Raw genomic sequence first — 22,874 nt, forward strand, 5'->3', positions numbered from 1 at the left:
GACGCGTCGTGTCCTCAGGCGGTCATCGTCGTCATTCTCCGGTGGCTTCGGGGTCCTCCATGGACAGCAGTTTGCTCAGCAGGACGGGCACCCCCAGAGCGCGCATGGTCGCCTGGTCTTCACCGGAACCACGCAGTCGGGCGCGGGCCTGGATGTCTCGGGATCCGTTCTGCTTCCACTCCTTCGAGACGAACGCCCCGCCGTCCTCGGTCCACACCTGCCGCCACGTGTCAGTGGCACGCTGCCCCTGTGGGATCAGATCCGGGAAGTGTCGGGCGGCGAGGTTGAACGCGGTCTGAGAGGAGAACAGGGCGATCAGCTCGTCGCCGTCCTTCGCCCGGCCGAGGTATCCGATCTGCTCACCCTGCGGCTCCCAGGAGTCGATCCGCGGGTTCATCCGCCAGCCGACGGAGCGGTTGAGCCAGTCGGCGTTCTCTCCGGACTCCACCGGGCGCGCGCCGGAAATCGTCGGGTGTGCGAGGTGCGCCTTCCCGGATTCCAGAAGGTCGCGCAGTGCCGCCATGAGCCGGTGGACGATGGTGTCCGCCCGGGCGTTGCTGACATCTATCCGTGCGCGGCGGACGATCGATGTCCGGAGCCGCTTCGTGTCGCTGAACGGCTGCAGGACGGGGTCGTCGTGCTTCATTCCTGCCCACTTCCCAAGAGCGAGAAGGACATCGAGCGTGAATAGGATGTCGGCCCAGGTGCGCGCCTGCCGGGAGGCGACACCGCCCGGAGCGCCTTCCTCTTCGAAACGCCGCTCAAGATCTTCAGCGACCTCCTCGATGCTGTTGTGGGCGAGCTCGTGCAGGTCCGCCCACGAGCGGAGACCTTCGACGGGGATGTCGTCCCTGAGGGCGAGGTCCGTCTCATTGATGTCGACGTTGAGCCAGAATCGGATCATGGCGGCGGTGAGCCGGGAGAGCGGCTGGTCATCGCTGCGCGTCAGCTTCTCCAGGTGCTTCGCGCGTGCAGAGTCGGTGTCCCCGGCGACGAGGTTGATGTTGATCAACCGCTGCCGGATCGACGGGGTGGTCTGACCGTTCTCCGCTGTGAACACCTGGACGGCCCGAGGCAGCTGTACGGCCCTCTGATCGCCGTCGGCGGTTCCTCGACGGCGGCCGCCTCCGTTGGTCTTCGCGCGGATGATGTTCTCGATCGCCTTCGCCTGATTCTCCTGCTCACGACGGCTCGCTGTCGGGGCGATGTCGTCGATGAAGAAGATCGGGGTGCGGCTAACGCTGTGCTCCAGCGCCGCGAAGGTGTCGTTACCGCTGCCGGGGAGGCTGTTCTCGGTGAAGACCCGACCGGGGGCCGCGACGAAGTTGGCGATGAACGCAGCCAGGTAGCTCTTGCCGGCGCCTGAGCCTCCGGAGACGTACAGGTTGCAGACGTTCTGAGCCGGTGCTGTCGCGCGTAGTCCGACGGCGACTGCGATTGGCCCGATCGTGGGGTCCTTCCACGGAGTTTCGACGACGAAGGCGCGGACGACGGTCTCGATGTCTGCGCGGATCTGAGCCTTCCAACCGTCCAGATCCTCCGCCTCCAAGTGGTCCCAGTACGTGTCGACAACACCGAAGCGAGAGGCGCCGTCGAGGACCTCGTTGGTCACGCCGGGGAAGTTGCTCGCCTCGTCGCTGCGCGTGCGGCCGAGCACCTGGTTGCCGATGATGTACACCGGCCAGCCGCTACTCGTCGGTACGTAACCCATGACATCCCACGTGTCCGCACGTTCGGTTTCGTCAGCGCGGAAGGCCTTGATGGCCTCACGGAACCCGTCTGCTTCGGCGCCCTTGCGAGGAGGGAACCGAGGCAGAGCCGCGACATCGTCGGGGATGTGCGCGTTTGCGCGGTTCCAGTCCGTGGGGCTCGTCAGAAGGAGATCGCTGGTTCCGGTGATCTCCGCGGAGCGCTCGACCCCATCGGCGTCGCGCCAGTTGATCTCGATGACGCACTGACCCTTCTTCGCCGAGCGGATGACGTTCTGGGGCGTCGCCTTGCCCGTCGTCGGGGTGATCTCGCTGATGGCGTGCAGCGAGCTGATGCGCTTGACGCGACCGCCATACGGCAGCCGCGGCTCCCAGATGACCGCGGTATCGCCGGTCGCGTCGGTGCGCTTGACGCACTCCTCGACGGCCAGCCCGTCATCGGTGACACGGAAGTCGCCAGGCCGGTATCCGCCGGCACCCTTGGTGCGCTCAGGTGCTACCGGTAGGCCGGACTCGAGCAGCTGCTCGAGGTCTTTCCATGTGCCGACGTGCGACAGGTAGTCGTCGATGCCGACCTTGCCGTCGTACCCGGACGTGAGTGCGTCCTTCTCGGCGGATGCTCCGCCGAGGTCCAGCAGCTTGGGCGCGCCCTTTCGGGTGAGGATGAACTCCCACATGCGCTCCGTCTGATCCCAGACGGCACGATTCGTTCGCAGGTCGCCGTCGAAGGCGAGCCAGACATCGCGATTCGTGAGCCGCACCGAGTTCCATTCCGGCTGCTTGTGCCAGTTCCCGACGCCGACAAGGGACATGACGGTGACCCATTCACGCCGGGGGAGGGAGGTCATCAGCGCCTGCAGGGCGAGGCGGGCCTCGTGCTGAGTGCCCTCAGAGATCGCGTTCAGGGCATCCCGGTCGACTCCAGCGTCGAGGAGCTTCGCGCTGAGCGCCGCGTCCCCTTTCATGCAGCCCTCGGTGATCAACACCGTCGGGGACTCGGTCAACCACTCGAGTGGTGTGGCGGGGTTGACGTCGAGCACGGAGTCGTGGCCGGCGAGGAGCTCGTACTTCGGCGCCTTCTTCGTCTTCGCGTTCATGAGCGGGCGAGCAGGACGGACCTGGGTGCAGGCGCTGTCAGCAGTCGTCTGCCGTGATGCGACGGCAGCGAGGGAGTACCAGGGCAGCACGAGGAAGTCGTTCGCATCCTGGGTCATCGTTGTCAGCCGTCGGGTGAGGGCCCGCTTCTGTGCTTCCTCGGCGTATGCGAGTGACGCGATGCTCTTCGCCCCTTCCGCGTCCTCGACCGTGGTGTATCCGCGGGACTGCGCGACCAAAGGGGCGACCTGGGAGTCCGCCAGCTTGATGGCACCGGATCCGAACACCTTCAGGGAGGCATAGTCCTCCGGCGTCCAACGGCTGACCTTCTTCTTGTTCGCCATGACCCTCGCATACCCGGTCTCCGGGAAGTCCGAGTTCCGGGTGTAGCCGGGCGTGCTCTGAGCATGGTTTCGATCGATGCGAACGGCGACATCCACGACGGCCGCGGCCAGTACGCAGGACACATCCGCACCGGGCCGGCGGGATCACTGTCCGATGCTGACCGCGCCGATATCCAACTCCTGCTGGATCGGCGTCGACAGCTGCAGGACCGTGGGTATCTGCCGGCGGTCGCCACATGGTCGACGTCGACGAGCGCACGATCGGCGGACGGCATCGAGGAGTGGCACGAGCAGGCGAGGCGGAACGCCAGCGTCGGCTCCGGGTATCCGCTTATGCCAGATGACTACCTGCCGGGGCAGCAGGGGAAGGCTCGCGGGCGGTCGGTCGGAGGGAACCTTCGGGTCCCGCGGCGACTGTACGAAGGCGGCGGGCTCGCACTCCGCATGTACGACGTGAACACGGTCCGGCAGTTCGCCGCCGAGAACGCCGGCACCTTCGAGATGCCCATCGAGCTCGAGGGGCAGGCGGGGAACTCCATCATCGGGCACGTGCGCGTGACGAAGAACGGTCCTGGCCAGTGGTCTGTCGAGCCTCTGGGCTTCCCGGCGAACGTGTCTTGGCGGGCATCGGAAGCTGTCACCAGCATCCTCGAGTCCCGGCGTCCCGCCCATGCGCTACGGGACGCCGGAGATCTCCTCGAGCGACACAAGCTGCGTCTGGCGAAGGCAGGTGCAGCGATGGAGACCGACCGGTTGAACTCCTCGTGGGTCCGCGGTGTCGGATACAACCGGGCGTCCGAGGAGATGATCATCCGGCTCGGCGATCGCACCTACGGATACCGGGTCGATGAGTCGATCTACCGTGCCGTCCGCGAGTCGTCGTCGGTCGGCGGGCAGTACAACGCGCTCGTCAAGCACAATGCGGCGCGCGTGCCCGTCGAGCAATGCGGTGACTGTCGACGGTGGTTCAACGCCGACCGCGGGCACCAGTGCCGACGGCACACGGCACCCACCGCGGTGGTGACCCCGTACGACGCTCTGGTCCGCGCGCACGTGGCTGTTGAAGCGGGCGAAGCATCCTTCGACGAGCTGCTCTCCGCACGCGAGCTCTACAACACTCGGTCATGACGGCACCGGGTATTTGAGGCCCATGACTGATCACAAGCATGGGCCCGCAGCGTACGTCTGGACGGACTACGAGACCACCGGGCTCGACGAGAGGCATGATCACTTGCTGGAGGTGGCGTTCATCGTCACCGACAAGGAGCTCCGCGAGATCGACCGCCGTTCATCCCTGATCCAGGTCACGGATGACACCTGGGAGCTGTTGAACGCGAACGAGTACGTCAAGCGCATGCACCACGAGAGCGGGCTCTGGTCCGAACTCGCTCTCAAGGGGTGGGACGCGCCCAGACTCGAATCGGTCGACCTGGGCACCAGCGAATGGCTGTCCGAACTGGCCAGTCCCGGCGAGACGCTGAGGATGGCGGGCGGTGGAGTGGCGAACTTCGACTGGCCGTGGACGAAGATCCACCTCCCGCAGGTTGCCGCGCTGCTGCACTACCGGCCGCTGGACATCTCGATCGTCGCCCAGGCCTTCAAGGACGCCACGGGCTCGACCGCGATGAGCAAGGTCCACAACGGCGGGGCGAAGGCGCACCGAGCACTCGCGGATATCGAGGAGGACCTCGGAATCGCCCGCACTGCGTGGGATCTGCTTCGCAGGATCCCCGCGTGAAGCATTCCCGGCCAGACCGGGTATGTGCATCGCAGAGGCCGCATCCCCGCGGCGTCTGACCCTCCACAAACCGAGTGGATGGGTGGTCGCAAGAAGAAAGGGAACCCACGGGTTTCCAGAACGGAACTAGAGATGAACGAGACGAACGTGGCGGTCGTGGGGAATGTGACGGCGGATCCGGAGCTGCGCTACACGCAGAACGGCATCCCCGTGGCGAACTTCACCGTCGCCTCGACGGAGAGGGTGTTCGACCGCGAGGCGAACGCGATGAAGGACGGCGACACGATCTTCTACCGCATCGCCGCATGGCGCGAGCTCGGTGAGCACGTCGCCAACTCGCTGGCCAAGGGGCAGCAGGTCCTCGTGTACGGCAAGCTCAAGCACAAGCCGTACCAGACGCGGGAAGGTCAGACGGCGTACTCGCTGGAGATCGAGCCGACGGCGATCGGTCCCAGCCTGCAGTTCGGCACCACGGTCTTCACCAAAAGCGCGCCGAGGGGGCAGCAGGCAACTCAGCCGCCTGCTGGTGTGGCTCAGCCGGTCCAGGCGGCGGCACCTGCGCTGACGGCTCCCGTCGTGGCGACGCAGCCTCAGGCCGTTCCGCAGCAGCAGTACGTTCCCCAGGCGGCTCCGGTGCCCCAGGGCGCCCCGGTCCCGCAGGCGGTACCCGCCGGCGGTGTCGAGGCGATGTCGGACGATCTGTTCTGACCGGTTGACGAAGCCCCGGAACCCCCGACGGTTCCGGGGCTTCGTCGCGTCAAGTCCACATACACGGGCGCGCCGGGCGTGTGCGGTACATGACGACCGATCGACACGGAAACCAGCATCGCGGCGAGGGACCCGGGGGTGGGCAGTTCGCTGGACGAGAGCGCGCGGAAGCCGAAGGCACGCTGGGGGTAGCCGCAGAGCATGTGCGTCGCCGGCCCCTGAGCATCGCTATTCTCGAGCGTCGTGACCCAGAGGGTGGGTTCGATGTCGCACTCGACGCGCCGACGGGACGCATCTACCTGCACAACGGGCAGAAGCACCGTGAGAACGGTCCCGCCTACGAGGGCATCGATGGTGAGCAGCAGTGGTGGCAGGACGGCGTTCTGCACCGCGAAGACGGACCCGCCGTGATCCACGATGACGGCGTCGAGGAGACGTGGGTACGCGGAGAGCCCATCGCGATCTGACGCGGGGTGTTCGCAGGGCTGGACAGTATGTTGCCGGTCGACCCGTGGATCCTCGCCGCCGTCGCGGCGCTTGCGGTCCTGATCGTCGTTCTCCTCGTCAGTCGTCGACGACCTGGAGCACGTGACGAACGGCGCATGTACACCTCGATGGAGCGCGCACAGGGGTTCGGGCGGGCATCCCAACAGTGTGAGTACGACCGCTGGTTGCTCTGGCGGTGCACCCGAACGGCGCAGCATGGCGACCACTTCTATCCCTGGTCCAGAGGAGGCGCGACGAGCATGCGCAACTTCGTCGCGGCCTGTGGGCGTTGCAACACCAGCAAGGGCGCGAGGGTTCCGACAGCGACGCAACGGCTCAGAATCGAGCGCAGACGGCGGAAGTACTTCCCGGCGGGCACACCCGTCGGGGTCGGTGAGTGGGTGAGGGCATGAGCGAGAGCACGGGGAGCAACGCGAGCAGCGGAAGCTCGAAGAGCAGCGGGACGGACGACGAATCGTCTGCGATCGGCGCTTCCCCGGGCAATCCCTCCATGGGCACCTCGAAGCCAGGTCGTGAAGAGCGAGCGAGGACGCGCGGAGCAAGCAGCGGGTCAGCAGCGCGGAAGCACGCAGACGAGCAGATGAGGCGACGGCGAGAGCAGTCACGGTCGTCCTCTTCGAAAGCGCCCGGAGGTGCATCCGAGGGCGCGAGCTCCGGTCCTGGACGATTCGGGCGTGCGGGGTCAGGAGCCGGCAGCGCGGTGCCAGCCGGCGGTGCAAAGGCTACCGGAACGGCGAGCAAACTCGGCGCCGGCCTGGCGAAGAACGTCGGCGGTGCGGCCATCAGCAAGATCGGCGGCGCGAAGGGCGCGAAGTCTTCCGGCGGTGATGCCGGTTCGGAGGGCAAGCAGGCGCTCAAGGATGTTGCTGCCGGAGCCGCTCAGGGAGCACTGCATGGCGCAGCGGGTGGCGTGGCCGGTGCAGCTGCAGGAGCCGCCAAGGGAGCCGCTGTCAGTGCGGTACGCAACCGGACGACCCGACGGGTGATCGTCGGTCTCGTCCTGGTCATCGTTGCGGTCATGGTTGGAGTGCTGACCCTTCCGATGATGCTCGGCGGTGCGTTGGTTTCCGCACTTGGCGGATCGCAAGAGCAAGGCACAACCCGTTCAGTGGAGCAGTCTGAAGATGAGAACGTCCGGCCAGGCGAAGCGCGCCAGATCGGCGACGAGCATCAGCTTCCCTGGTACCTGGTTGCCAGCATCCAGGCGCAGAAGAAGGAAGGGAAGCCCACCGACGAGTGGTCGGCCGCAGTCGCTCGTGAGCTGGACAAGGTCGACAAGGAGAGGCGACATCGGGACCTTCGTACGGGGGGACTCGCATACTCGGACAAGAGCTACCTCGTGATCCCGTCCGCGGACACAGACCCTCGTCATCAGGCGGCCGAACAGGTCCGGGAGGTGCACCTTCAGGCGCTTCAGGGAGCTGGCTTCACAGAGGGGGAGGCCGGACAGATCTACAACCGTGCCCTCTCGTGGGCTCTCGGCGAGGACCAGTGCACCAGCGGAGGAGGTGACTCCGGTCAGATCGTGGGTGACGAGTGGGTCTATGGCGGGGAGACCTACACGAAGGAGCAGGTCGCGATCATGCGGACGATCATCGGGATCGCCAAGACGATGCAGCCTGGCAAGGAGGAAGAGGCGGCGATCATCGGGCTGATCACCGCCAGGGTTGAGAGCAGATTCCAGAACTACGCCAATGACGGCGTCGTCACAGACCTGGACCGCTCGAACACGCCCGCCAGTCAGCTGGAGCACTACAGCGAGCTCGAGTACTCGCTCACCCTGCCTCACGACGCTGTCGGCACGGACCACTCCAGCGTCGGGATCGTCCAGCAGCAGGTGATCGGCGGATCCTGGGGTACGGTCGGTGACTCCGACTGGAAGACCGATATCGAAGGCGTGATCAAGCGCCTGATGAACCCAGCGTTCTCGATCGCGCGGTTCTACGAGGCGATGGGCAAGATCTCTGGATGGGACACGAAGCCACCAGGTGACGTCGCCCAGGACGTCCAGGTCTCAGCGTTCCCAGACAAGTACGAGAAGCAGATCGAGCTCGCCAAGGCAATCTGGCAGCAGTTCGGCGCCGACACCCCGGCTCTTGCCCTGCCGGATGGAATCGGCGGTATCGGGTCGCCGGAGATCAGCGACAAGCCAGCTGGCTGCCGCGGGGGAACCGGTGACGGCACCGTGCCCACCGGAACCGATCAGGAGCTCGCTCAAGAGATCATGGCCGCGGCCGCCGCCGGGAAAGTGCTCTGGTGGGAGCCAGCCGCTCGAGACCAGATCGGCGCGTACGCGAATGGCGAGAAGATCTCCCCTGCATGCACCCTCGACACCGGTGTGCTGCAGGCGCTCGTCATGGCCACACGAATGTACGACGTGTTCTCCATCAACTCACTCAACCGCCGCTGCGTGGACGATCACGCCGGTACAGGCACCGCGAGCTACCACTGGAAGGGGAAAGCGATCGACTTCGGGCACTTCAACGGCATCCAAGTCACTGGCGCTGACCCCGAGAGCATCCGCTTCATTCTCGCGTTCGACAAGGTCGCGCCCAGGGACTCCGGCGTCGGCCAGCTCGACTGCCGCGGGTGGCAGAAGATCACGACGATGCGCGAGTTCAAGGACGCATGCCACCACCTGCACATCGAGATCGGGCTGAGCAGCACCACGCTCGGCGACACCCCAGCAAAGCCGGAGGGATGACCATGGTCAGCAAACGAGTCGTCAGGAATATCCTCGCGGCGACAGTGGCACTCGGCGCCACCATGGCGCTCACGAGCTGCTTCTCGCCGGCACCCGAGCGCACCGAGACACCAGCTCCCACCGTGACGGCCGAGCCAAGGCCAGAACCCGCGCCGGGGAAGACGGAAGCACCGTTCGATCCGGCCGGCGTCGCTGCCGGAGACTTCGCGCCTCTCGCACTGCCTCCAGACATCCCTCACGGGTTGCTGACAGGGCCCATCGACCCAGAATGGCTGCAGCCCGATCAGCCCGAGATGGCCGAGACGTTCATGGTGACGATGGCCAACCATTCCTCGCCGGACGTCTTCCCCTCCGTCGCCGTGTCGATCGACAGGATCAGCGAGAACCTCCCGTCTGGTCCCGAAAGAGATCTGGTGACCGCGTGGACGGGCGCGGAACCTGGTGCCCCAGCCGCCGCCCCGGATGTCTACGCCATCCAGAAGGTCGTGCTCCGCATTCGCGAGTTCGCACGGAGCGGGACGGGGGACATCACGGCCTTCGAACCGCTCCAGTCGATGAAGTTCCTGAACTTCGCAGGCGAGACCGTCGAGGCCTACCCCGGAGACGGACAGTTCGGGTGCTCGGCCCTGGCGACGCCGTTCGCTGAGCACGGGCTGGAGACGAACGAGACCGTCCAGCTATGCGTATACGTCGCAGCGAGCCCCGCGACGTTCAACCGCAGCGAATGGGTGACGTCCATCATCACCGACAGCAGGCCGGACGCGGTCGTCGGGACATGGGGGAGCGGATCGAACACCCTCGTGGTGACAGACAAGCGTCCCGAACGTCCCGACGGCGAATAGAGGCCGCGCCGGGTATGTGACCGGCATGGCACCTCGCAAGCCCGTACCCCCGAAGACGTTTCAGCACAGCGTCGACGCACCAGAGCCCTGCCAGGCGGCTCAAGTCGCGCAGCTCGTCATGCGGCGGCTGAAGGTGGGTACGTGGGGTCAGGTCGTGGAGCTCGCGACCCGAGAGGACATCCGGTTGCTCGTGCGCCTCACACCGGAACAACAGGCCCTGCTCGACCGGTACTCTTTCATCCTGCCGTTCCTGAGAGTGAAGCCGACCATCACGGTAGCCGCATGCGCCGCGTGCGGACGGTATGGATTCACCGGACCCGGGAGTTTGCCCACGAGGTGCTACTTCACGCACCGATGCGATGGGAAACTCGTTCGGGCGCGGTCCACCGCCGCGGCCACAGTGAAGGACGCCGCATGACCACGCAGTTGCGAGGACCGGGTATGTGGCGAGCATGAGAGGACCGAAGCGCAGCATCTCCATTGAACAGATCGTGACGAGGCTGGTTGCTTTCGCGGCCGTCGTCGCGGTCGTGATCGTCGTCGCCGTTCAATCGCCCAGGTGGTGGCCGGCGGTAGCCCAGCTCCTGGGGATCACGACCTCTGAGATCGCCGAGCAGGTGCCCGGCGATGGCTGGAATGTTCCGCTCCCTGACGCGACGGTTCCTGAGAACGTTCCGACGGTCGAGGAGGCATCTCAGGCGATACACGCCGCTTGGGAGAAGGCGCAGCAGGGCGACATCCTCCCTGTCGACGTCCCGGGGCTGGACGGCATACTCGACTCCCTGCAGCCGCAGAGCACTTCGAGGACCCCCGACTACGATCGAGACCTCTTCGGTACGAGCTGGTTCGATGTCGACGGCAATCTCTGCGACACCCGCAACGACGTCCTGCAGCGCGACATGCGAGATACTCGCCTCGCCGCCGACCAGTGCAAGGTGATGTCGGGCGTCCTCGACGATCCGTACACGGGGAGGGTGATCAGCTTCGTGCGAGGCGAGCAGTCCTCTCAAGCAGTTCAGATCGACCACATCATCCCCCTTTCCTACGCTTGGAAGCACGGAGCCTGGTCGTGGGATGACTCCGCGAGGCTCGCGTTCGCCAACGACCCGGCCAACCTCCTCGCCGTCGACGGTCCGACGAACAACGGCAAGGGCGACAAGGGCCCCGCTCGTTGGATGCCGCCGAACGAGTCGTATCGGTGCGTCTACGCGACGAAGTTCGTCACCGTTGCCGCGACCTACGAACTCCAGATCAGTGAAGACGATCGCCAGTCGTTGGCGGCGACCATCGCTTCCTGCAGTTGAGACCCGGGGGAGTGCCAACGTGAACGCGAGCGCATCCGAAGTGAAGATCAGCCTCCACCGGATCTGGTGGCGGCACGGATGGGTCCTCTGGGAGGGCGATCCCCTCACCTTCGAGGATCACCGGCCGTGGACTCACACGCGCCCGGTGGCGACCATCGCGGCGGTGACCGTGGCCACCGCGTCTGCCCTGGGCCTTGTGATTGGACTCGGGCTTCCCGAGTACCTTGCCGCCGTTCCACTCGGTGCCGCGGCCGCGCTAGGCTCCGCCGTCTTCGCGGCAGAGATGCGGTTCGCATCCTGGACGAAGAGGAACATGGTCACGGAGCCGCTCGATGACGCTCTGCGGGGCCCCGGTCATCACCATCGCCTCTTCACCTCCGAACTACCGGACGGCCGCACAGCGGCTGCGGCGGTCGCCGCGGCACCAGGGCTCGTGCGCCGGTATCTGCGTGAGCAAGGCGCCATCCTGAGCCGTGCCGCACGCCGCACCGACCAATGGATCTCAACCAGGGACGCCCAGCGTCGTCAGCCGCTGCTGGGGATGTTCGAGGCCGTGGAACGGTTCCGCGGGGTGAGCGAAGAACACGGCGGATTCGGCGAATGGGAGGACCAGTTCGCGGAGCTCAGCGGCGCCCCAGCCGACGAGGACCAGCGCTACCTCGACGCCTGCGGCGACGTGGTGGAAGCCAGCACACGACTCATCGAATCCCTCCCCGGCGCAGTCACCGCACCAGCTGTTGTTGCGTTGAACACGCACGCCGCGGTAGACCGCCGTTCCTTCGATCATGCGCGTCCAACAGGAACTGCAGACCGCGGGAAGCTCCAAAGCGGGAACGACGTTCCGGAGGATCCCGAAGAGCTCGAGCGACGCCCGCAGGCCGCCAACGCAGCGCAGATCGCGACGTTCTACCGCCTGCACGGCGCTGAGCGCCTTCATGATCTGCGGCTGCGACCCGGCGTGACCACGCTTGACCTGATGATCACTCTCCCGGGACTCGCGATCGGCGGGTGGCTCTACGTTTCGGGCGTGATGGCCTGGGTGGCTCAGGAGCTGCATACGTTCCAGGCCATCGGATGGATGCTTCCTCCCGAGATCACGGCCGTCGCACTCGCGTTCGCCTCCGTGGCAGCGTACGGCTCAGCGGCAGGCTCGTTCACTCGTTCCCGAATGGGACGCGCCATCGCCGGCGGGCTCCGAGACACCATGGGGTTCCTGACGATGGTCACGTTCACGATCGGAAGCGTGACCGGAGTCATCAACCAGTTCGTCGGCCCCGCCCTGGAACGCATCTCCCTGTAAGGCATCCACGGCCGGGTATGTGCAGGTCATGCCTGCACAGATCCTTGCCGGGACGACGGGCCTCGCGACAGTCGACGGCACGATCACCGAACCCGCGATCCTCGCCCGCATCCACCCTCGGCTCCCGCATCCGCAGGAGCCGAGCTTGCTGATGATCGACTGGGTCAAGCTGCGCTGTAACGCCCGCTGGGTCGCCGCGGAGCAATCCTGGAGGATCCATGGGCTCGGATCACTCACCCCCGAGCAGACCCTCGCTGAAGCCGGGATCACCGTCGACTGGTCCAGCTGCCCCGAGCCGCTCCGGGACGCACCGTCGCTGAACGCCCTCGCGATGCCGCTCGCGAAGCTCCACGGCAATGGGCGCCTGGTGATGGTCCGCCACCGACTCGCTGGGTATGACCTCACGAAAGAGCTCCTCGGTGCAGGCGCGGTCTGGGACAAGGAGCGGGAGCTGTTCTGGACCTACGTCGCTGACGTCCTCGACAAGAACGGCGACATCCGGCCCGGAGTCCTGTGGCCCGAGGACGCAATCGCGGCCGCCTATCAGGTGAGGACGCTGTCGAGCGTTCTAGAACCCATCGCCCCGCTCGCGCGACACCTCTCCGCAGCGCTCCACATCAACGACATCCCTGGTGACCAGATTCGGAGCATCGCCCCTGCGGGTCTCCCCGTCACCGGTCGCGAGCCTTACGACTATCAGAAGGCGGGCGCCCTCGCCGTCGCCGCCGGACGATCCTGCCTCTTCGATGAGCCTGGCCTCGGCAAGAGCCTGCAGGCGCTGCTCGCCGTCCGGATGCGTGACGCGCGGCGGACGATCATCGTCTGCCCGCCTCTCCTGACCACGAACTGGGCTCGGGAGGCGGACATGACCGGTTTCGGTTCGGTTGCGGTGTTCCGCGCTGGACGGAAGGAGCCAACGCTCCCCGATGAGGGCGTCGTCATCATCGCCGACAGCATGCTCGCGGCTCGACCCGCAACAGCCGACCGGCTTCGGGCTTGGGCGCCGGACGAGATGATCGTCGACGAAGCGCACCGACTGAAGACCATCGGATCGAAGCGCTCGGAGGCAGTGCTGAACGTCGCGACCCGAGTGCGGAACGCGCCAATCGCGCTCACCGGCACCCCGATCTTCGCAGCACCGCACGAGTTGGTTCCCGTGCTCGAGCTCACGCGAATGCTTGCGCCCGTCTTCGGCGGCCGCGGGCCGTTCCTCGAGGACTTCTGCACCCAGGACCGATTCAACGGCTGGCACGCCCGGAAGTCCGCGCTGCCGCGGCTGAAAGCACTCCTCGAGCACTACGTGTGGGTGCGCCGGCGGAAGAGGGAAGCCCTCCCGCAGCTCCCACTGAAGCAGCGGACCAACCTCCCGCTCGACGTTCAGCTCACCGGCTACCGGAAGGCGCACAAGGACGTCATCGCGCGCGTGCAGTCGTGGGTGACCTGGTTCCGCAACGAAAATGGCCGCGACCCGGAGAAGCCCGAGATCGAGGAGTACGCGAAGACCGCATCCTTCGAGATTGTCAGCCAGCTTCGACGCGCGGCGGGGCTCGCAAAGATCGACGCGGCGAAGGAGCTCATCCAGGCTCACGTCGACGCAACAGGTTCAGAGGAGTCCGGCGGTGTCCGCCGGTGGAATCGCCCGCTGATCGTCTGGACTCATCACCTCGATGTTGCCGCCGCGCTGCTGGACGCCTTGCCGCAGGCGGAAGCGATCATCGGATCGACAAGTGACGCCGGCCGGGACAGCATCGTCGACCGTTTCCAGGACGGTCAGATCCCAGTACTCGTGGCCGCGATCACAAAGGCAGGCGTCGGCTTGACGCTCACACGTAGCTCAGACTCCATCTTCGTCGAGACGGACTGGACGCCGGCTCTGATCGTGCAGGCGGAGGATCGCACGAACCGCATCGGAGCAACACAGGCGTCCTCGTACACGACCCTGGTCGCGCTGGGGACTCTCGATGAAGCCGTGCAGCGGGTGCTAGCTCGGAAGTCGAAGGTTCTCGCGGCACTCGGCGACAACGACTCGGTGAACACGATGCCTGAAGAGGACATGGTCGGGCTGATGGAGATCGCCATCATGGTCATCGAGGAAGCGATCCGCACGCCGGTCAGGACATGACGCCGTTGGAGGCTCATTACTCCTCGGTGAGCACCGGGATGCCGTTCTCCTCGGCCCACGCGGTGTACGCACGGCGGTAGGCCCGCTGCACCGCTTCATGGTGAGCCCAGTACTCGGGCTCGCTCCAGCTCTCGTCGTTCTCGTAAGCGTCCTTCTCGTACTTGAGGTAAACCTCCCACGCTCGCTCCCCGAGCTCGTCACGCTGCGCGTCCGTGAGCTGCGCTTCGCGTTCGGCGCCGATGACCGTCTCGACATCGAAACCGTCGTCGACCGACTGCCGGAACGCTCCACGGTCACGAACGACGCCGGCAAGCCCCAGCCGCGCACGGGCAGCATCGACGGCGAGGTCGAAGTCGCGCTCTGTGTAGTCCCTGTAATCGACAACCTGCGTCGGATAGTTGTCGAGTTCGCCACGTTCCCGCAACGCCTCCTGCATCCGATAGGCACCCTGCACCGCGATCTCGAACGCCGCGCGCAGCTGACTCGTATCCAGTGAACGGATCTCATCCCCGCCCATGCCATGTGCCTCGCCGGCGATCTCGGTCGGAAGCGGGCGATGCCCCAGGGCCTCCTCTGGTTCGCTGCGGACATGGCCATCGAAGCGACCACTGGAATCGTGGATGTTGCCGTGAGCGTCTCTGGTTCCCATGTTCGGTGAACGCCCGGCTCGGTGCCAGCGCTGGCCACCGCTGCGCTCAGGCCGGGCGTGTACCCACCATGGCGACGATCGACGAGCAGGGGAACATCCACGACAGGGCCGGCCGGTTCGACGGACATGTCCGCACCGAGCCCGAGGGCGCGCTCGGGACACTTGAGCGTCCCACGTTCACGGGATATGCCAGCGTCCAGGAGAAGGTCGAAGCGATGCGGGCTGAACTCGCGGACGCCGTCGACCGACTCAGTGACGACGAGGAGTGGAACAGGTTCCTCGACACCATGGGGAAGTTCCACCGCTACAGCTTCCAGAACCAGGTGCTCATCATGATCCAGCGTCCTGGAGCCACCCGCGTCGCGGGATTCCAGACCTGGAAGAGCCTCGGTCGAAGTGTCCGCAAGGGCGAGAAAGGCATCGCGATCCTCGCCCCGAAGGTGGTGAACGCCAAGGACGACGATGGCAACGTGGATCTCGATTCGAACGGCAAGACACGCAAGAAGGTCGTCGGGTTCACATCCGCGACGGTCTTCGACATCTCGCAGACCGAGGGTGAGCCGCTCCCGGAGGGGTATCACTCGTTCAGCGAAGAGCCCCCTCCCGGATTCACCGATGATCTCGAATCGGCAATCGCTGCACAGGGCTACACGATCTCGTACGAGGAACTGAGCGGGGGCAAGCAGGGGTACACGACGATGAGTGCGCCTCACCGTGTCGTGATCGACTCGACTCTCGCGCCAGGGGAGCGCGCGAGGACCCTCGCGCACGAGCTCGGACACATCATGTGCGGTCACACAGGGGAGGAAGAGACTCGCAACTACTCGACCGATCACGGCGGCAAACGGGGTGAGATGGAAGTGGAGGCGGAGAGCTTCGCCTACGTTCTGTGCCGCATGAACGGGATGCAGGCGCACCAGCGCACAGCCAGCGAGTACGTCGCCGGGTGGCAGGCCTTCGAGCCGGACGCGATCCGCTCCGTCGGGGAGAGGCTCTCCAAGGCGTTCAAGCGGACCATGGAGCTTCCCTGGCAGAACGCGCGGGAGTGAGAGCGTTCAGTCGAACAGATCCGCGACGGGAGACTCAGCTGGTGCATCAAGGGGGATCGACGGCTCCTCTGCAGCGAGCCGGCGTGCGAGAACGACGTTCACCGATGTGAGGGACCCGAGATCGGCGATCGCCTGCTGTGCAGAGGTGAAGGGCTGCCTCGGGAAACTGCTCAGCCGCCGGGCCCCGTCCTCGATCACGAGCAGTACCGTCTCCTCGGGACGGCGCTGCGTGCGCTTCACCGCTCGAGCGACTGTTGCCACCAGTTCGCCGTCACGAGCTTCCGACTCTACGACGAATCCTGCTCGCTCGGGATCGAACTCCTCTGTGCTCAGCGCGATCGCAGCAGCGACGGGGGCGGGAATGGCACGTAGGGGGAGATGCCTACCCGCGAGGACGGACAGCGGCTCATCCGCCCATGTCGACTCGGCCTCGATCCTGAAGACGCTGACCACCGCACCTGGTGCCGGCAACTCCCAGTCGCAGCCGACCTCGGGGGTGGGCACAGCGTACCGGTCCCTTGCCCAGATATCGACGACGACGCTGTCATCGGTGATCACACCGGCGGTCGTCAGCGCGTCATCGGTGCTTCGGAGCAGCTTGTCGAGGTCGGGTGTCGTCGTCGGCACTGTCCGCCGCGATTTCGGGTGCCCTTTCGGACGCGGAACGTAGAACTCGACAGTCAGGAACACCGGCCCGTCGATTGGCCGGAAACCCGGAGATCTGCGGATCGCTTCCACCGCGGCAGCGACGACGTCTTGGCGCCACGGTCGCACTTTCGACGAGGACTCACCGAGAATCGCGCGACCCTGAACGTAGCGCTTGACCTCCTTCGAGCCCTGAGGCGCAGGAAGGCCACGAACTGTGAACTGGAGGTCAGGTTCGACGAGCGGGGTCATGACCCCCACATACCCGGTGGGCTACAGGGCCGGAGCCTCCGCAGGATCAAGCTCTGGATGCCCGGGCTGCGATTCGATCCAGAACTGATCGCACTCGGCGAGAAGGCGCGCGAGACCGGGGATGTCTGCGGCATCCGCGGTGAACGTCGAGCCATCCGGCGACTCGAGGGTGAAGGTTCCTGTGCCACCGACGGCGATCTGAGCGGTCGCGCGCAGCCCGCTGACGTCATCGGTCGTCTGAAACTGCGTCAGGAACGTCACCGTCTTCGCCATCGCACCTCCCGGGTGATCTCCCTACAGGGTACGGCGGCGCCTTGTCGTTCTTGTCGAGACGAACCGATGTCGCGGAGATCAAGGCCGGTGCGGGGCGATCGCCGGGCGTGCAGGAGGTGTGCAGCACAGATCCACGACCGGAGGAGTCGGCATGATCATCCGCCAGCAACGGGGCGCGCCGGGTGGCCACGGCGGTGAGTTCGCACCGCACCACCGTAGCGACCCTCTCGGCAGCCTCGGAGAGCCGACGCTGGACACCATTGCGCGGGCGTCGGCTTCAGGTGTGCAGGTCGTGTACGAACGAGACCCGCGCACGGGACGAATCCGCATCGTCGTGCTCGCCCTTGACGAAGAGCTCAGCGCACAGGACGGAGCCGAGGCGTGGGTTGAAGAGGGGCATGTCCTGACACGGACGCCGGCCACCGTCGATCTGGAACGAATCGCCCCGGTCATCGCCAGCCAAGCGGCTGAGCTCGGAGCTGCTGCTGACCGTAACGAGGCGATCGCGTGGTTCCTCGCCGAACGGGAGGACCACAAAGACCCCTTCCTCACGCGAGGTGAGCGAGGCCGTGGCGGCGAGATGCCGGCACACGCGATCCCGCTCGGATGACTCAGATACCAGGGATGTGAACACCATGACGATGATCGATGGGAACGGTGCGATCCACGACACTCGGGGGCGGTTCTCCGGGCATGTCCGATCGCAGCCGGACGAAGACGGCCTGGCCGCGACGGCGCCCAGGAGAACGCTCAGCCGCACGACGAATGGTCTCGTCGACACCTGGCTCAGCGATCTGGAGATCCCGCCGGGGGAGGAACCCACTCGCACGCAGATGCGGGAGTTTCTCTCCGAGGGGCGAGCAGTCGAAGTCGAGCGCTTCGGGGCCTGGTCGGGAACATACGAGGGGACCGAGTGGGCGTACGACTCGGAAGAGGCAGTGGACGCCGCACGAGAAGTCTCTGAGGCCCTCGCGGATGGGCAACCAGGAAAGCTCACCGCAGCGGACTACCTCTGGGACGGCGATCGCGTCGACCTCTCCCGGATCATCACTGAGGAGCAGTACGACGAAGAGTTCGCGGAATGGGCTCGCACCAACTATGCGACCGTCACACGGTCCTGCAGCGCGGGCGACGGAATGACCGAGATCACTTTCAAGGATCGCGCGAAGACAGTGCTCGTCGCAGCCGGCACCGTGCTCCCTGTCGTCACCGTCAAGTTCCGTGGGCAGGAACGCACAGAACGGTCCGTGCTCATCGAACTCCGCAAGGACTACGGCATCCGCACACGACCGGCCGACGGACTCGACGCAGCGGTCGTCGCTGCAGGGATCTCACCTGACCATCCGGACTTCCCCAAGAAGGGACTCTCATGACCATCACAACGCGCGTTCCGCGCGGAGTCTCGTCGCACGGCGGGGAGTTCACCGCGCATCACCGGACCGAAGCCGACGGGACCCTGGCACCCGCACCGCCCACGCCGCTCGAGACATTCCGCGACGCGTCGCCGAAGAAGCAGGCGAGCATGATGGTCGATGCGCTCGACCGATTCGATGCGCTGACCCCGCTGCAGAAGATGGAGGAATGGCGGCTCGCGGGAGACAGTAAGCTCGCCGTCGTCTTCACAGCACACTCACCGGAGGACTGCGCGCGATGTGGTGGCTACTGGTTCCGCGAGCGGGATGATGAGCAGCCGTACTGCCCACAGTGCGCTGGCATGATCGAGGGGTGAGCGGACGATGAGCACCGACGCCAACGGGAACATCCACGACGTCGTCGGCAAGTTCGCCGGCCATGACCGCAGCGCCCCAGAAGCGGGGCTGGTGACAACCGCAGAATCACCTGCCGGGGTGCGGTATCGACAGGCGGCAGAGGGGTTCTGGGAGCAGCAGCTCCCGGCGATGCTCGAAGCCAGGAGCCGCGCTCAAGACGCGCAGCTCGACCTCGCCCGCGCTGAGGCCGTGATGCTGAACCCGAAGGCGGTGCAGATGCGCTTCGCCTGGCGTGACGACGAGCGCCTCGGATTCCCCGATGAGATCTACGATGCCGAAGGCGAGCCCCTCGACATCACCCTGGACACTGAACTGGACCTGTTCGACGACTACGACGAGGCACGGTCGCGGTTCTTCCTTGACGACGAGGGGCGCTTCATCATCCCGATCGAACTGTGAACCCGGGCCAGGCAGGGTATGTGAACCCCATGGGAACCGGCATCCTTCTCCTCGTCATCGGATTCATCGCGATCATCGCCCCCGAGATCGTTCTCCTCCCTCTCAGCCAGATGCTCGCGCTTGATGCACGGACGACTGTGCAACTGAGCGGCTTCGTGCTCACCATCTGCGCGGTCTTCCGCGCGGTCCTCTGGGTCTTCCGACGGAGGGATGCGGGGACTGCCTTCTCGCGGTCAGGGGCGGTTGCCCTGGGCGCGATGGGAGCAGGGGTGGCGGCGGTGGCCGATCGCGGGGACCTCGAGACGAGGCCGATCCGAGCCAGGCATGAAGCTGCTCACGCGGTGGTCGCACTCGCCTTCGGAATGACGGTCCACCGCGTAGACATCCTTGTGAGGAACAACTCCGGCGGTCAGGTCCACTGGTCTGCTCCTGACTCACGGCATTGTGAGCCGGTCGACGGCATGTGGGCGAGGATCGTGATCGGCCTCGCCGGGATGGTGGTTGAACATGTCGATGGGGTCCACGACACCGGTCCTGACGACGATATTCGGAACGCCATGCTCTACGCGATGAAGATCATCTGCGTCGGCAGCCGTCCGCAGACGTACCCGATGGGCGAGCTCACCGTGGAGGGCATCTTGACGGCTGCCTCGAAGGAAGCGGAGCGGATCCTCGATCGAAACGCTGAGATCGTCGAACGGATCCAGGCTCGACTCCTAGAACCCGACTCGCGGGGGCTGAGGGGCCCCGACCTCGTCGAGTTCGACGTGATCCCAGTCTGAACGCGCCCGCAGTCGCGATGACACGGGCGAGTGGGTCATGCGGGGATCACGTCGAGAACGATCAGCGCTGCATCCACTTCGTCTTCGAGGTCGACGGGGATCCGACCATCGTTGCAGGCCATACGGAGCTGCGCAGCGAACTCCGCGGCTGTGAAGGGCTGGGCGACGAAGGCGTCGAGGATGCGGTTCGGGGCGGTGGCGAGCGAGGTGTCCATGCCCACCACATACCCGGTGTGTCGGATCAGTGCTCACCGAGGTACGCCGCCTGCGCGACCTTCTCCGCGGACACGCGGCGATAGATGCCAACGGAGGCGAGAGAACGGTGACGCGTGACTTCGGCGATGTCGCCCTCGGCGACGCCGGCAGCCGCGGAGAGAGTCACGAACGTCGCCCGGAACGAGTGCGATGAGAACCGGTTTGCTTCGTGCTCATCCAGCCCGATGCCGATCAGGCGCTTCCGAAGCATCGCAGTGATGACCTCATCGGGGTTGCGCAATGCCTCAAAGGTGATGCCGTTCGACCCGCGCAGCCGTGGGAAGAGGGGCGAGTCCGGTGTGGCACCACTTGCACGGTAGAACCGCGTCCACGCGTTGATCTTGGAGACCGGGTCGAGGGCTCGGGCACCGGCAACAGTCGCTCGTTTGATCGGGATGTCTGCTCCGACTCCGGTCTGGTCTGTCTTCGACTTCCGCAGATGCAGGACGAGCCCGTCGATCGTCGCCGCCGGTCGGAGATCTCGAAGCGTCAGCAATGCGACGCTGCTCGCTCGGAGTGCCGCGGCCGTTGCAGTGGCGATCAGGGCACGGTCCCGCAGGTCTCGGGCCGACGTGTTCCCGGCGTGCTCGTAGAGGCTGCCGAGCAGATCCAATGTGAGGGGATCTGCCTGACGTACGGGAAGGTCGGCTTCTCGCCTGGCCATGCCATGGAGGCGGAGTGTGATCTGAGGATGGGCGAGGGCTGTGATGGTAGAGAGGTCGTTGGACCGCATCGCACGCCAGCGGATCGCGTGGATCGCCTGAGCGGCCGTCGACGGTTTCACGCCAGACTCGACGCGATCCGCGAGATGAAGGATCAGGCCAGCGACCCAACGGTCGCGTTCGGGGCCAGATTCTTCAGGGCACAGAGCCTCGAGGTCGTGCGCCAGCGCCCAGCCCGCCCACGAACGCCAAGCTCGGTCATATGTCCGCCGGGTGTTGGCGGACACCGCCTCGTCCGCGAGATCCATCGCCGTCTGGACGATGCTCGCATCGACAGACTGCAGAGGGGCCAAGGGGTTCGTGGTCATGATCGCAGGATAGGCGCCGGGGCGGATTCTCGGCGGTCACTGGCCGAGGGAGGCGAGGAACGAGACCGCGGACACCAGGGCGGCGGGGAGGATGAGACCAAGGCATCCGGCAGCGACCGTCAGCCGGACCTTGACACGGTAGCGGTGGTGCAGGCGACGTTCGGCGGCGAGCATGCCGATCGCCGCGTTCAGTGCCTCGTCGAGATCATCCCTTTCGGTCGGCAGGATCGCGTAGAGCCGGTTTTCGGCAGCATCGGCCTCATCGAGTCGGCCGCGGCGCTCGGCCCGTGCGGATGCGAGAACATGGCCAACAGCGGCATCGATCACCGCCTCAACGGTGGTCAGCTCGAGCTCGACCACCGAGTGCTCGTCGTCCACCTGGTGCGTGACGATCCGATCGAACTCGTCGTCGGCTTCGGGAATCTCATCCATACCGACCACATACCCGGTCGTCGCTGCCCCTCAACGGCCGTTCAGAGACCGCGCAAGGAAACCGGGCTCCGTCTTCAATCCGGGGTAATCTCACTTATCCCGAGCCAGGTTATCCCGGGTAGATCAGTGGCCGCGGTGGTGATGCGACTGGGCAGGAGCGTTGTCGGCGATGGCTTCGCGGACTTCGGTGACGACCATCTGCGCGAGTGTGGAAGTCGAGCCCCACCGTGCGCATACTGCTTCGAGATCTGTGACGAGCGCCTCGAGCCGTTGCTCACTTGTCGGTCGCGGCCCCTGTTCGAAGGTGTCCAGCAACGTGGTCATATCCTCACCTCCTCTCCCAGGCGTCAGTGTGCGTCGAGGATGCTCGCGACCATCGCGAGGTTCCAAGAAGCGACGGCGGTCGTGATCGGGCCCCAGAACACCCACCGGACCGTCCGGCGAAGCCGGTAGTACCGTGCAGTCCCTGGAGATGGTGCCGTGATCTTCATGCTCACCACATACCCGGTGAGTCAGGCAGCTGCCCGCCGGTCGCGTGCGCAGGTGCGGCACTCTCTCACTCCGCGCTTGTTGACGTAGACGTTCTCGGATGTGAGCTCGTGGCCGCGGCCACACGTTTCGGCGAGTCGCCGCGAGCGCCGCGCCGTCACGCCTGACGCCTTCCGCATCTTCCGTCTCTCGGACTCCGTCGTGCCGCCCCAGATGCCGAACGTCTCGCCGGCAGTGAGGGCGTACAGGAGGCAGTCCTCGCGTACCTCGCACCGATCGCAGACCTCCTTCGCCCGCTGGGCGGTGTTCCCGGAGTTCTTCTCCGGGAAGAAAAGATCGGGGTCCGTCTCAGCGCACAGCGCTTCTTGGGTCCACGGCTGGGGCTCGATGAGCGCCGGGCTGTCACTCCACGCCGGCGGAGGAGCAGCCCCGGTCCTCGAAGCGAGGACGGTGCCGAGGCCGTTGTGTTCGTGCATG

The 22,874-nt window shown here is 65.9% G+C and carries 26 protein-coding genes; 16 read left to right on the top strand and 10 right to left on the bottom strand.

From position 1 onward, the window contains the following. Positions 1 to 31: 31 nt before the first annotated feature. Positions 32 to 3,148 (bottom strand): hypothetical protein, encoded by a 3,117-nt coding sequence (locus FM104_RS12605; RefSeq protein ID WP_087132601.1) that lies wholly within the window; start codon positions 3,146 to 3,148, stop codon positions 32 to 34. 63 nt (positions 3,149 to 3,211) lie between these two features. Here FM104_RS12605 and FM104_RS12610 point away from each other — a divergent pair, with 63 nt between their 5' ends. The 10 genes from FM104_RS12610 to FM104_RS12660 all read left to right on the top strand — a co-directional run bounded on the left by FM104_RS12610 (position 3,212) and on the right by FM104_RS12660 (position 14,373). Then, positions 3,212 to 4,276, top strand: coding sequence for a hypothetical protein (locus FM104_RS12610; RefSeq protein WP_087132602.1), 1,065 nt, complete (start codon positions 3,212 to 3,214; stop codon positions 4,274 to 4,276). A 22-nt stretch (positions 4,277 to 4,298) separates the two neighbouring features. Further along, entirely contained in the window at positions 4,299 to 4,886 is a 588-nt protein-coding gene (locus FM104_RS12615) for an exonuclease domain-containing protein (protein WP_087132603.1), read from the top strand. A gap of 132 nt (positions 4,887 to 5,018) precedes the next feature. Further along, on the top strand, positions 5,019 to 5,594 hold the full coding sequence (ssb, locus tag FM104_RS12620) for a single-stranded DNA-binding protein (protein WP_179206790.1): 576 nt from the start codon (positions 5,019 to 5,021) through the stop codon (positions 5,592 to 5,594). A gap of 89 nt (positions 5,595 to 5,683) precedes the next feature. Continuing rightward, complete coding sequence (locus tag FM104_RS12625; protein WP_087132605.1) at positions 5,684 to 6,061, top strand: hypothetical protein; 378 nt, start codon at positions 5,684 to 5,686, stop codon at positions 6,059 to 6,061. Between the two features lie 147 nt (positions 6,062 to 6,208). Then, positions 6,209 to 6,493, top strand: a complete 285-nt coding sequence (locus FM104_RS12630; protein ID WP_256971662.1) for an HNH endonuclease — start codon at positions 6,209 to 6,211, stop codon at positions 6,491 to 6,493. 308 nt (positions 6,494 to 6,801) lie between these two features. Beyond that, positions 6,802 to 8,805 (top strand): hypothetical protein, encoded by a 2,004-nt coding sequence (locus FM104_RS12635; protein ID WP_087132607.1) that lies wholly within the window; start codon positions 6,802 to 6,804, stop codon positions 8,803 to 8,805. Positions 8,806 to 8,807: 2 nt separating this feature from the next. Further along, on the top strand, positions 8,808 to 9,647 hold the full coding sequence (locus tag FM104_RS12640) for a hypothetical protein (protein ID WP_087132608.1): 840 nt from the start codon (positions 8,808 to 8,810) through the stop codon (positions 9,645 to 9,647). Positions 9,648 to 10,099: 452 nt separating this feature from the next. Continuing rightward, complete coding sequence (locus FM104_RS12650) at positions 10,100 to 10,951, top strand: HNH endonuclease family protein (protein ID WP_087132610.1); 852 nt, start codon at positions 10,100 to 10,102, stop codon at positions 10,949 to 10,951. 19 nt (positions 10,952 to 10,970) lie between these two features. Then, a complete protein-coding gene (locus FM104_RS12655; protein ID WP_087132611.1) occupies positions 10,971 to 12,251 on the top strand; it encodes a hypothetical protein in 1,281 nt (426 codons plus the stop codon). Positions 12,252 to 12,279: 28 nt separating this feature from the next. Then, on the top strand, positions 12,280 to 14,373 hold the full coding sequence (locus tag FM104_RS12660; RefSeq protein WP_143738387.1) for a DEAD/DEAH box helicase: 2,094 nt from the start codon (positions 12,280 to 12,282) through the stop codon (positions 14,371 to 14,373). A 16-nt stretch (positions 14,374 to 14,389) separates the two neighbouring features. Here the strand turns inward: FM104_RS12660 and FM104_RS12665 are convergent, their stop codons facing one another. Then, positions 14,390 to 15,022, bottom strand: coding sequence for a hypothetical protein (locus tag FM104_RS12665; RefSeq protein ID WP_087132613.1), 633 nt, complete (start codon positions 15,020 to 15,022; stop codon positions 14,390 to 14,392). Positions 15,023 to 15,027: 5 nt separating this feature from the next. Here FM104_RS12665 and FM104_RS12670 point away from each other — a divergent pair, with 5 nt between their 5' ends. Next, complete coding sequence (locus tag FM104_RS12670; protein WP_218778580.1) at positions 15,028 to 16,071, top strand: ArdC-like ssDNA-binding domain-containing protein; 1,044 nt, start codon at positions 15,028 to 15,030, stop codon at positions 16,069 to 16,071. 6 nt (positions 16,072 to 16,077) lie between these two features. Here FM104_RS12670 and FM104_RS12675 read toward each other — a convergent pair whose 3' ends face one another. Both FM104_RS12675 and FM104_RS12680 read right to left on the bottom strand, forming a co-directional pair. After that, complete coding sequence (locus tag FM104_RS12675) at positions 16,078 to 16,968, bottom strand: RusA family crossover junction endodeoxyribonuclease (protein ID WP_143738389.1); 891 nt, start codon at positions 16,966 to 16,968, stop codon at positions 16,078 to 16,080. Positions 16,969 to 16,989: 21 nt separating this feature from the next. Further along, entirely contained in the window at positions 16,990 to 17,241 is a 252-nt protein-coding gene (locus tag FM104_RS12680; protein ID WP_087132616.1) for a hypothetical protein, read from the bottom strand. Between the two features lie 151 nt (positions 17,242 to 17,392). Here FM104_RS12680 and FM104_RS12685 point away from each other — a divergent pair, with 151 nt between their 5' ends. Genes FM104_RS12685 through FM104_RS12705 form a run of 5 tightly spaced genes read left to right on the top strand, consistent with a single transcriptional unit; the run spans position 17,393 to position 20,191 of the window. After that, positions 17,393 to 17,851 (top strand): hypothetical protein, encoded by a 459-nt coding sequence (locus FM104_RS12685; RefSeq protein WP_087132617.1) that lies wholly within the window; start codon positions 17,393 to 17,395, stop codon positions 17,849 to 17,851. 25 nt (positions 17,852 to 17,876) lie between these two features. After that, complete coding sequence (locus tag FM104_RS12690; protein WP_143738391.1) at positions 17,877 to 18,614, top strand: hypothetical protein; 738 nt, start codon at positions 17,877 to 17,879, stop codon at positions 18,612 to 18,614. Further along, positions 18,611 to 18,970 carry a hypothetical protein gene (locus tag FM104_RS12695; RefSeq protein ID WP_087132619.1) on the top strand — a complete coding sequence of 120 codons (360 nt, stop codon included), beginning with the start codon at positions 18,611 to 18,613 and terminating at the stop codon, positions 18,968 to 18,970. The genes FM104_RS12690 and FM104_RS12695 overlap by 4 nt, the downstream gene beginning before the upstream one ends. A gap of 7 nt (positions 18,971 to 18,977) precedes the next feature. Continuing rightward, positions 18,978 to 19,409 carry a hypothetical protein gene (locus FM104_RS12700; RefSeq protein ID WP_087132620.1) on the top strand — a complete coding sequence of 144 codons (432 nt, stop codon included), beginning with the start codon at positions 18,978 to 18,980 and terminating at the stop codon, positions 19,407 to 19,409. 29 nt (positions 19,410 to 19,438) lie between these two features. Then, the gene (locus tag FM104_RS12705; RefSeq protein WP_087132621.1) at positions 19,439 to 20,191 is read left to right on the top strand and encodes a hypothetical protein; all 753 of its coding nucleotides are present in this window, start codon (positions 19,439 to 19,441) and stop codon (positions 20,189 to 20,191) included. A gap of 35 nt (positions 20,192 to 20,226) precedes the next feature. Here the strand turns inward: FM104_RS12705 and FM104_RS12710 are convergent, their stop codons facing one another. From FM104_RS12710 to FM104_RS16850, 6 genes are all read right to left on the bottom strand, one after another. After that, positions 20,227 to 20,406 carry a hypothetical protein gene (locus FM104_RS12710; RefSeq protein WP_087132622.1) on the bottom strand — a complete coding sequence of 60 codons (180 nt, stop codon included), beginning with the start codon at positions 20,404 to 20,406 and terminating at the stop codon, positions 20,227 to 20,229. A 26-nt stretch (positions 20,407 to 20,432) separates the two neighbouring features. Continuing rightward, positions 20,433 to 21,476: a tyrosine-type recombinase/integrase gene (locus FM104_RS12715; RefSeq protein WP_087132623.1), complete on the bottom strand. Its 1,044-nt coding sequence runs from the start codon at positions 21,474 to 21,476 to the stop codon at positions 20,433 to 20,435. A 36-nt stretch (positions 21,477 to 21,512) separates the two neighbouring features. Then, a complete protein-coding gene (locus FM104_RS12720) occupies positions 21,513 to 21,908 on the bottom strand; it encodes a hypothetical protein (RefSeq protein WP_087132624.1) in 396 nt (131 codons plus the stop codon). A gap of 123 nt (positions 21,909 to 22,031) precedes the next feature. After that, the gene (locus FM104_RS12725) at positions 22,032 to 22,232 is read right to left on the bottom strand and encodes a hypothetical protein (protein ID WP_087132625.1); all 201 of its coding nucleotides are present in this window, start codon (positions 22,230 to 22,232) and stop codon (positions 22,032 to 22,034) included. Between the two features lie 23 nt (positions 22,233 to 22,255). Beyond that, positions 22,256 to 22,399 carry a hypothetical protein gene (locus tag FM104_RS16545; protein WP_179206791.1) on the bottom strand — a complete coding sequence of 48 codons (144 nt, stop codon included), beginning with the start codon at positions 22,397 to 22,399 and terminating at the stop codon, positions 22,256 to 22,258. Between the two features lie 21 nt (positions 22,400 to 22,420). Then, complete coding sequence (locus FM104_RS16850; protein WP_087132626.1) at positions 22,421 to 22,873, bottom strand: WhiB family transcriptional regulator; 453 nt, start codon at positions 22,871 to 22,873, stop codon at positions 22,421 to 22,423. Position 22,874: the final 1 nt, after the last annotated feature.

This window comes from Microbacterium esteraromaticum (assembly GCF_900163815.1).
GTDB classification, from domain to species: Bacteria; Actinomycetota; Actinomycetes; order Actinomycetales; family Microbacteriaceae; genus Microbacterium; species Microbacterium esteraromaticum_B.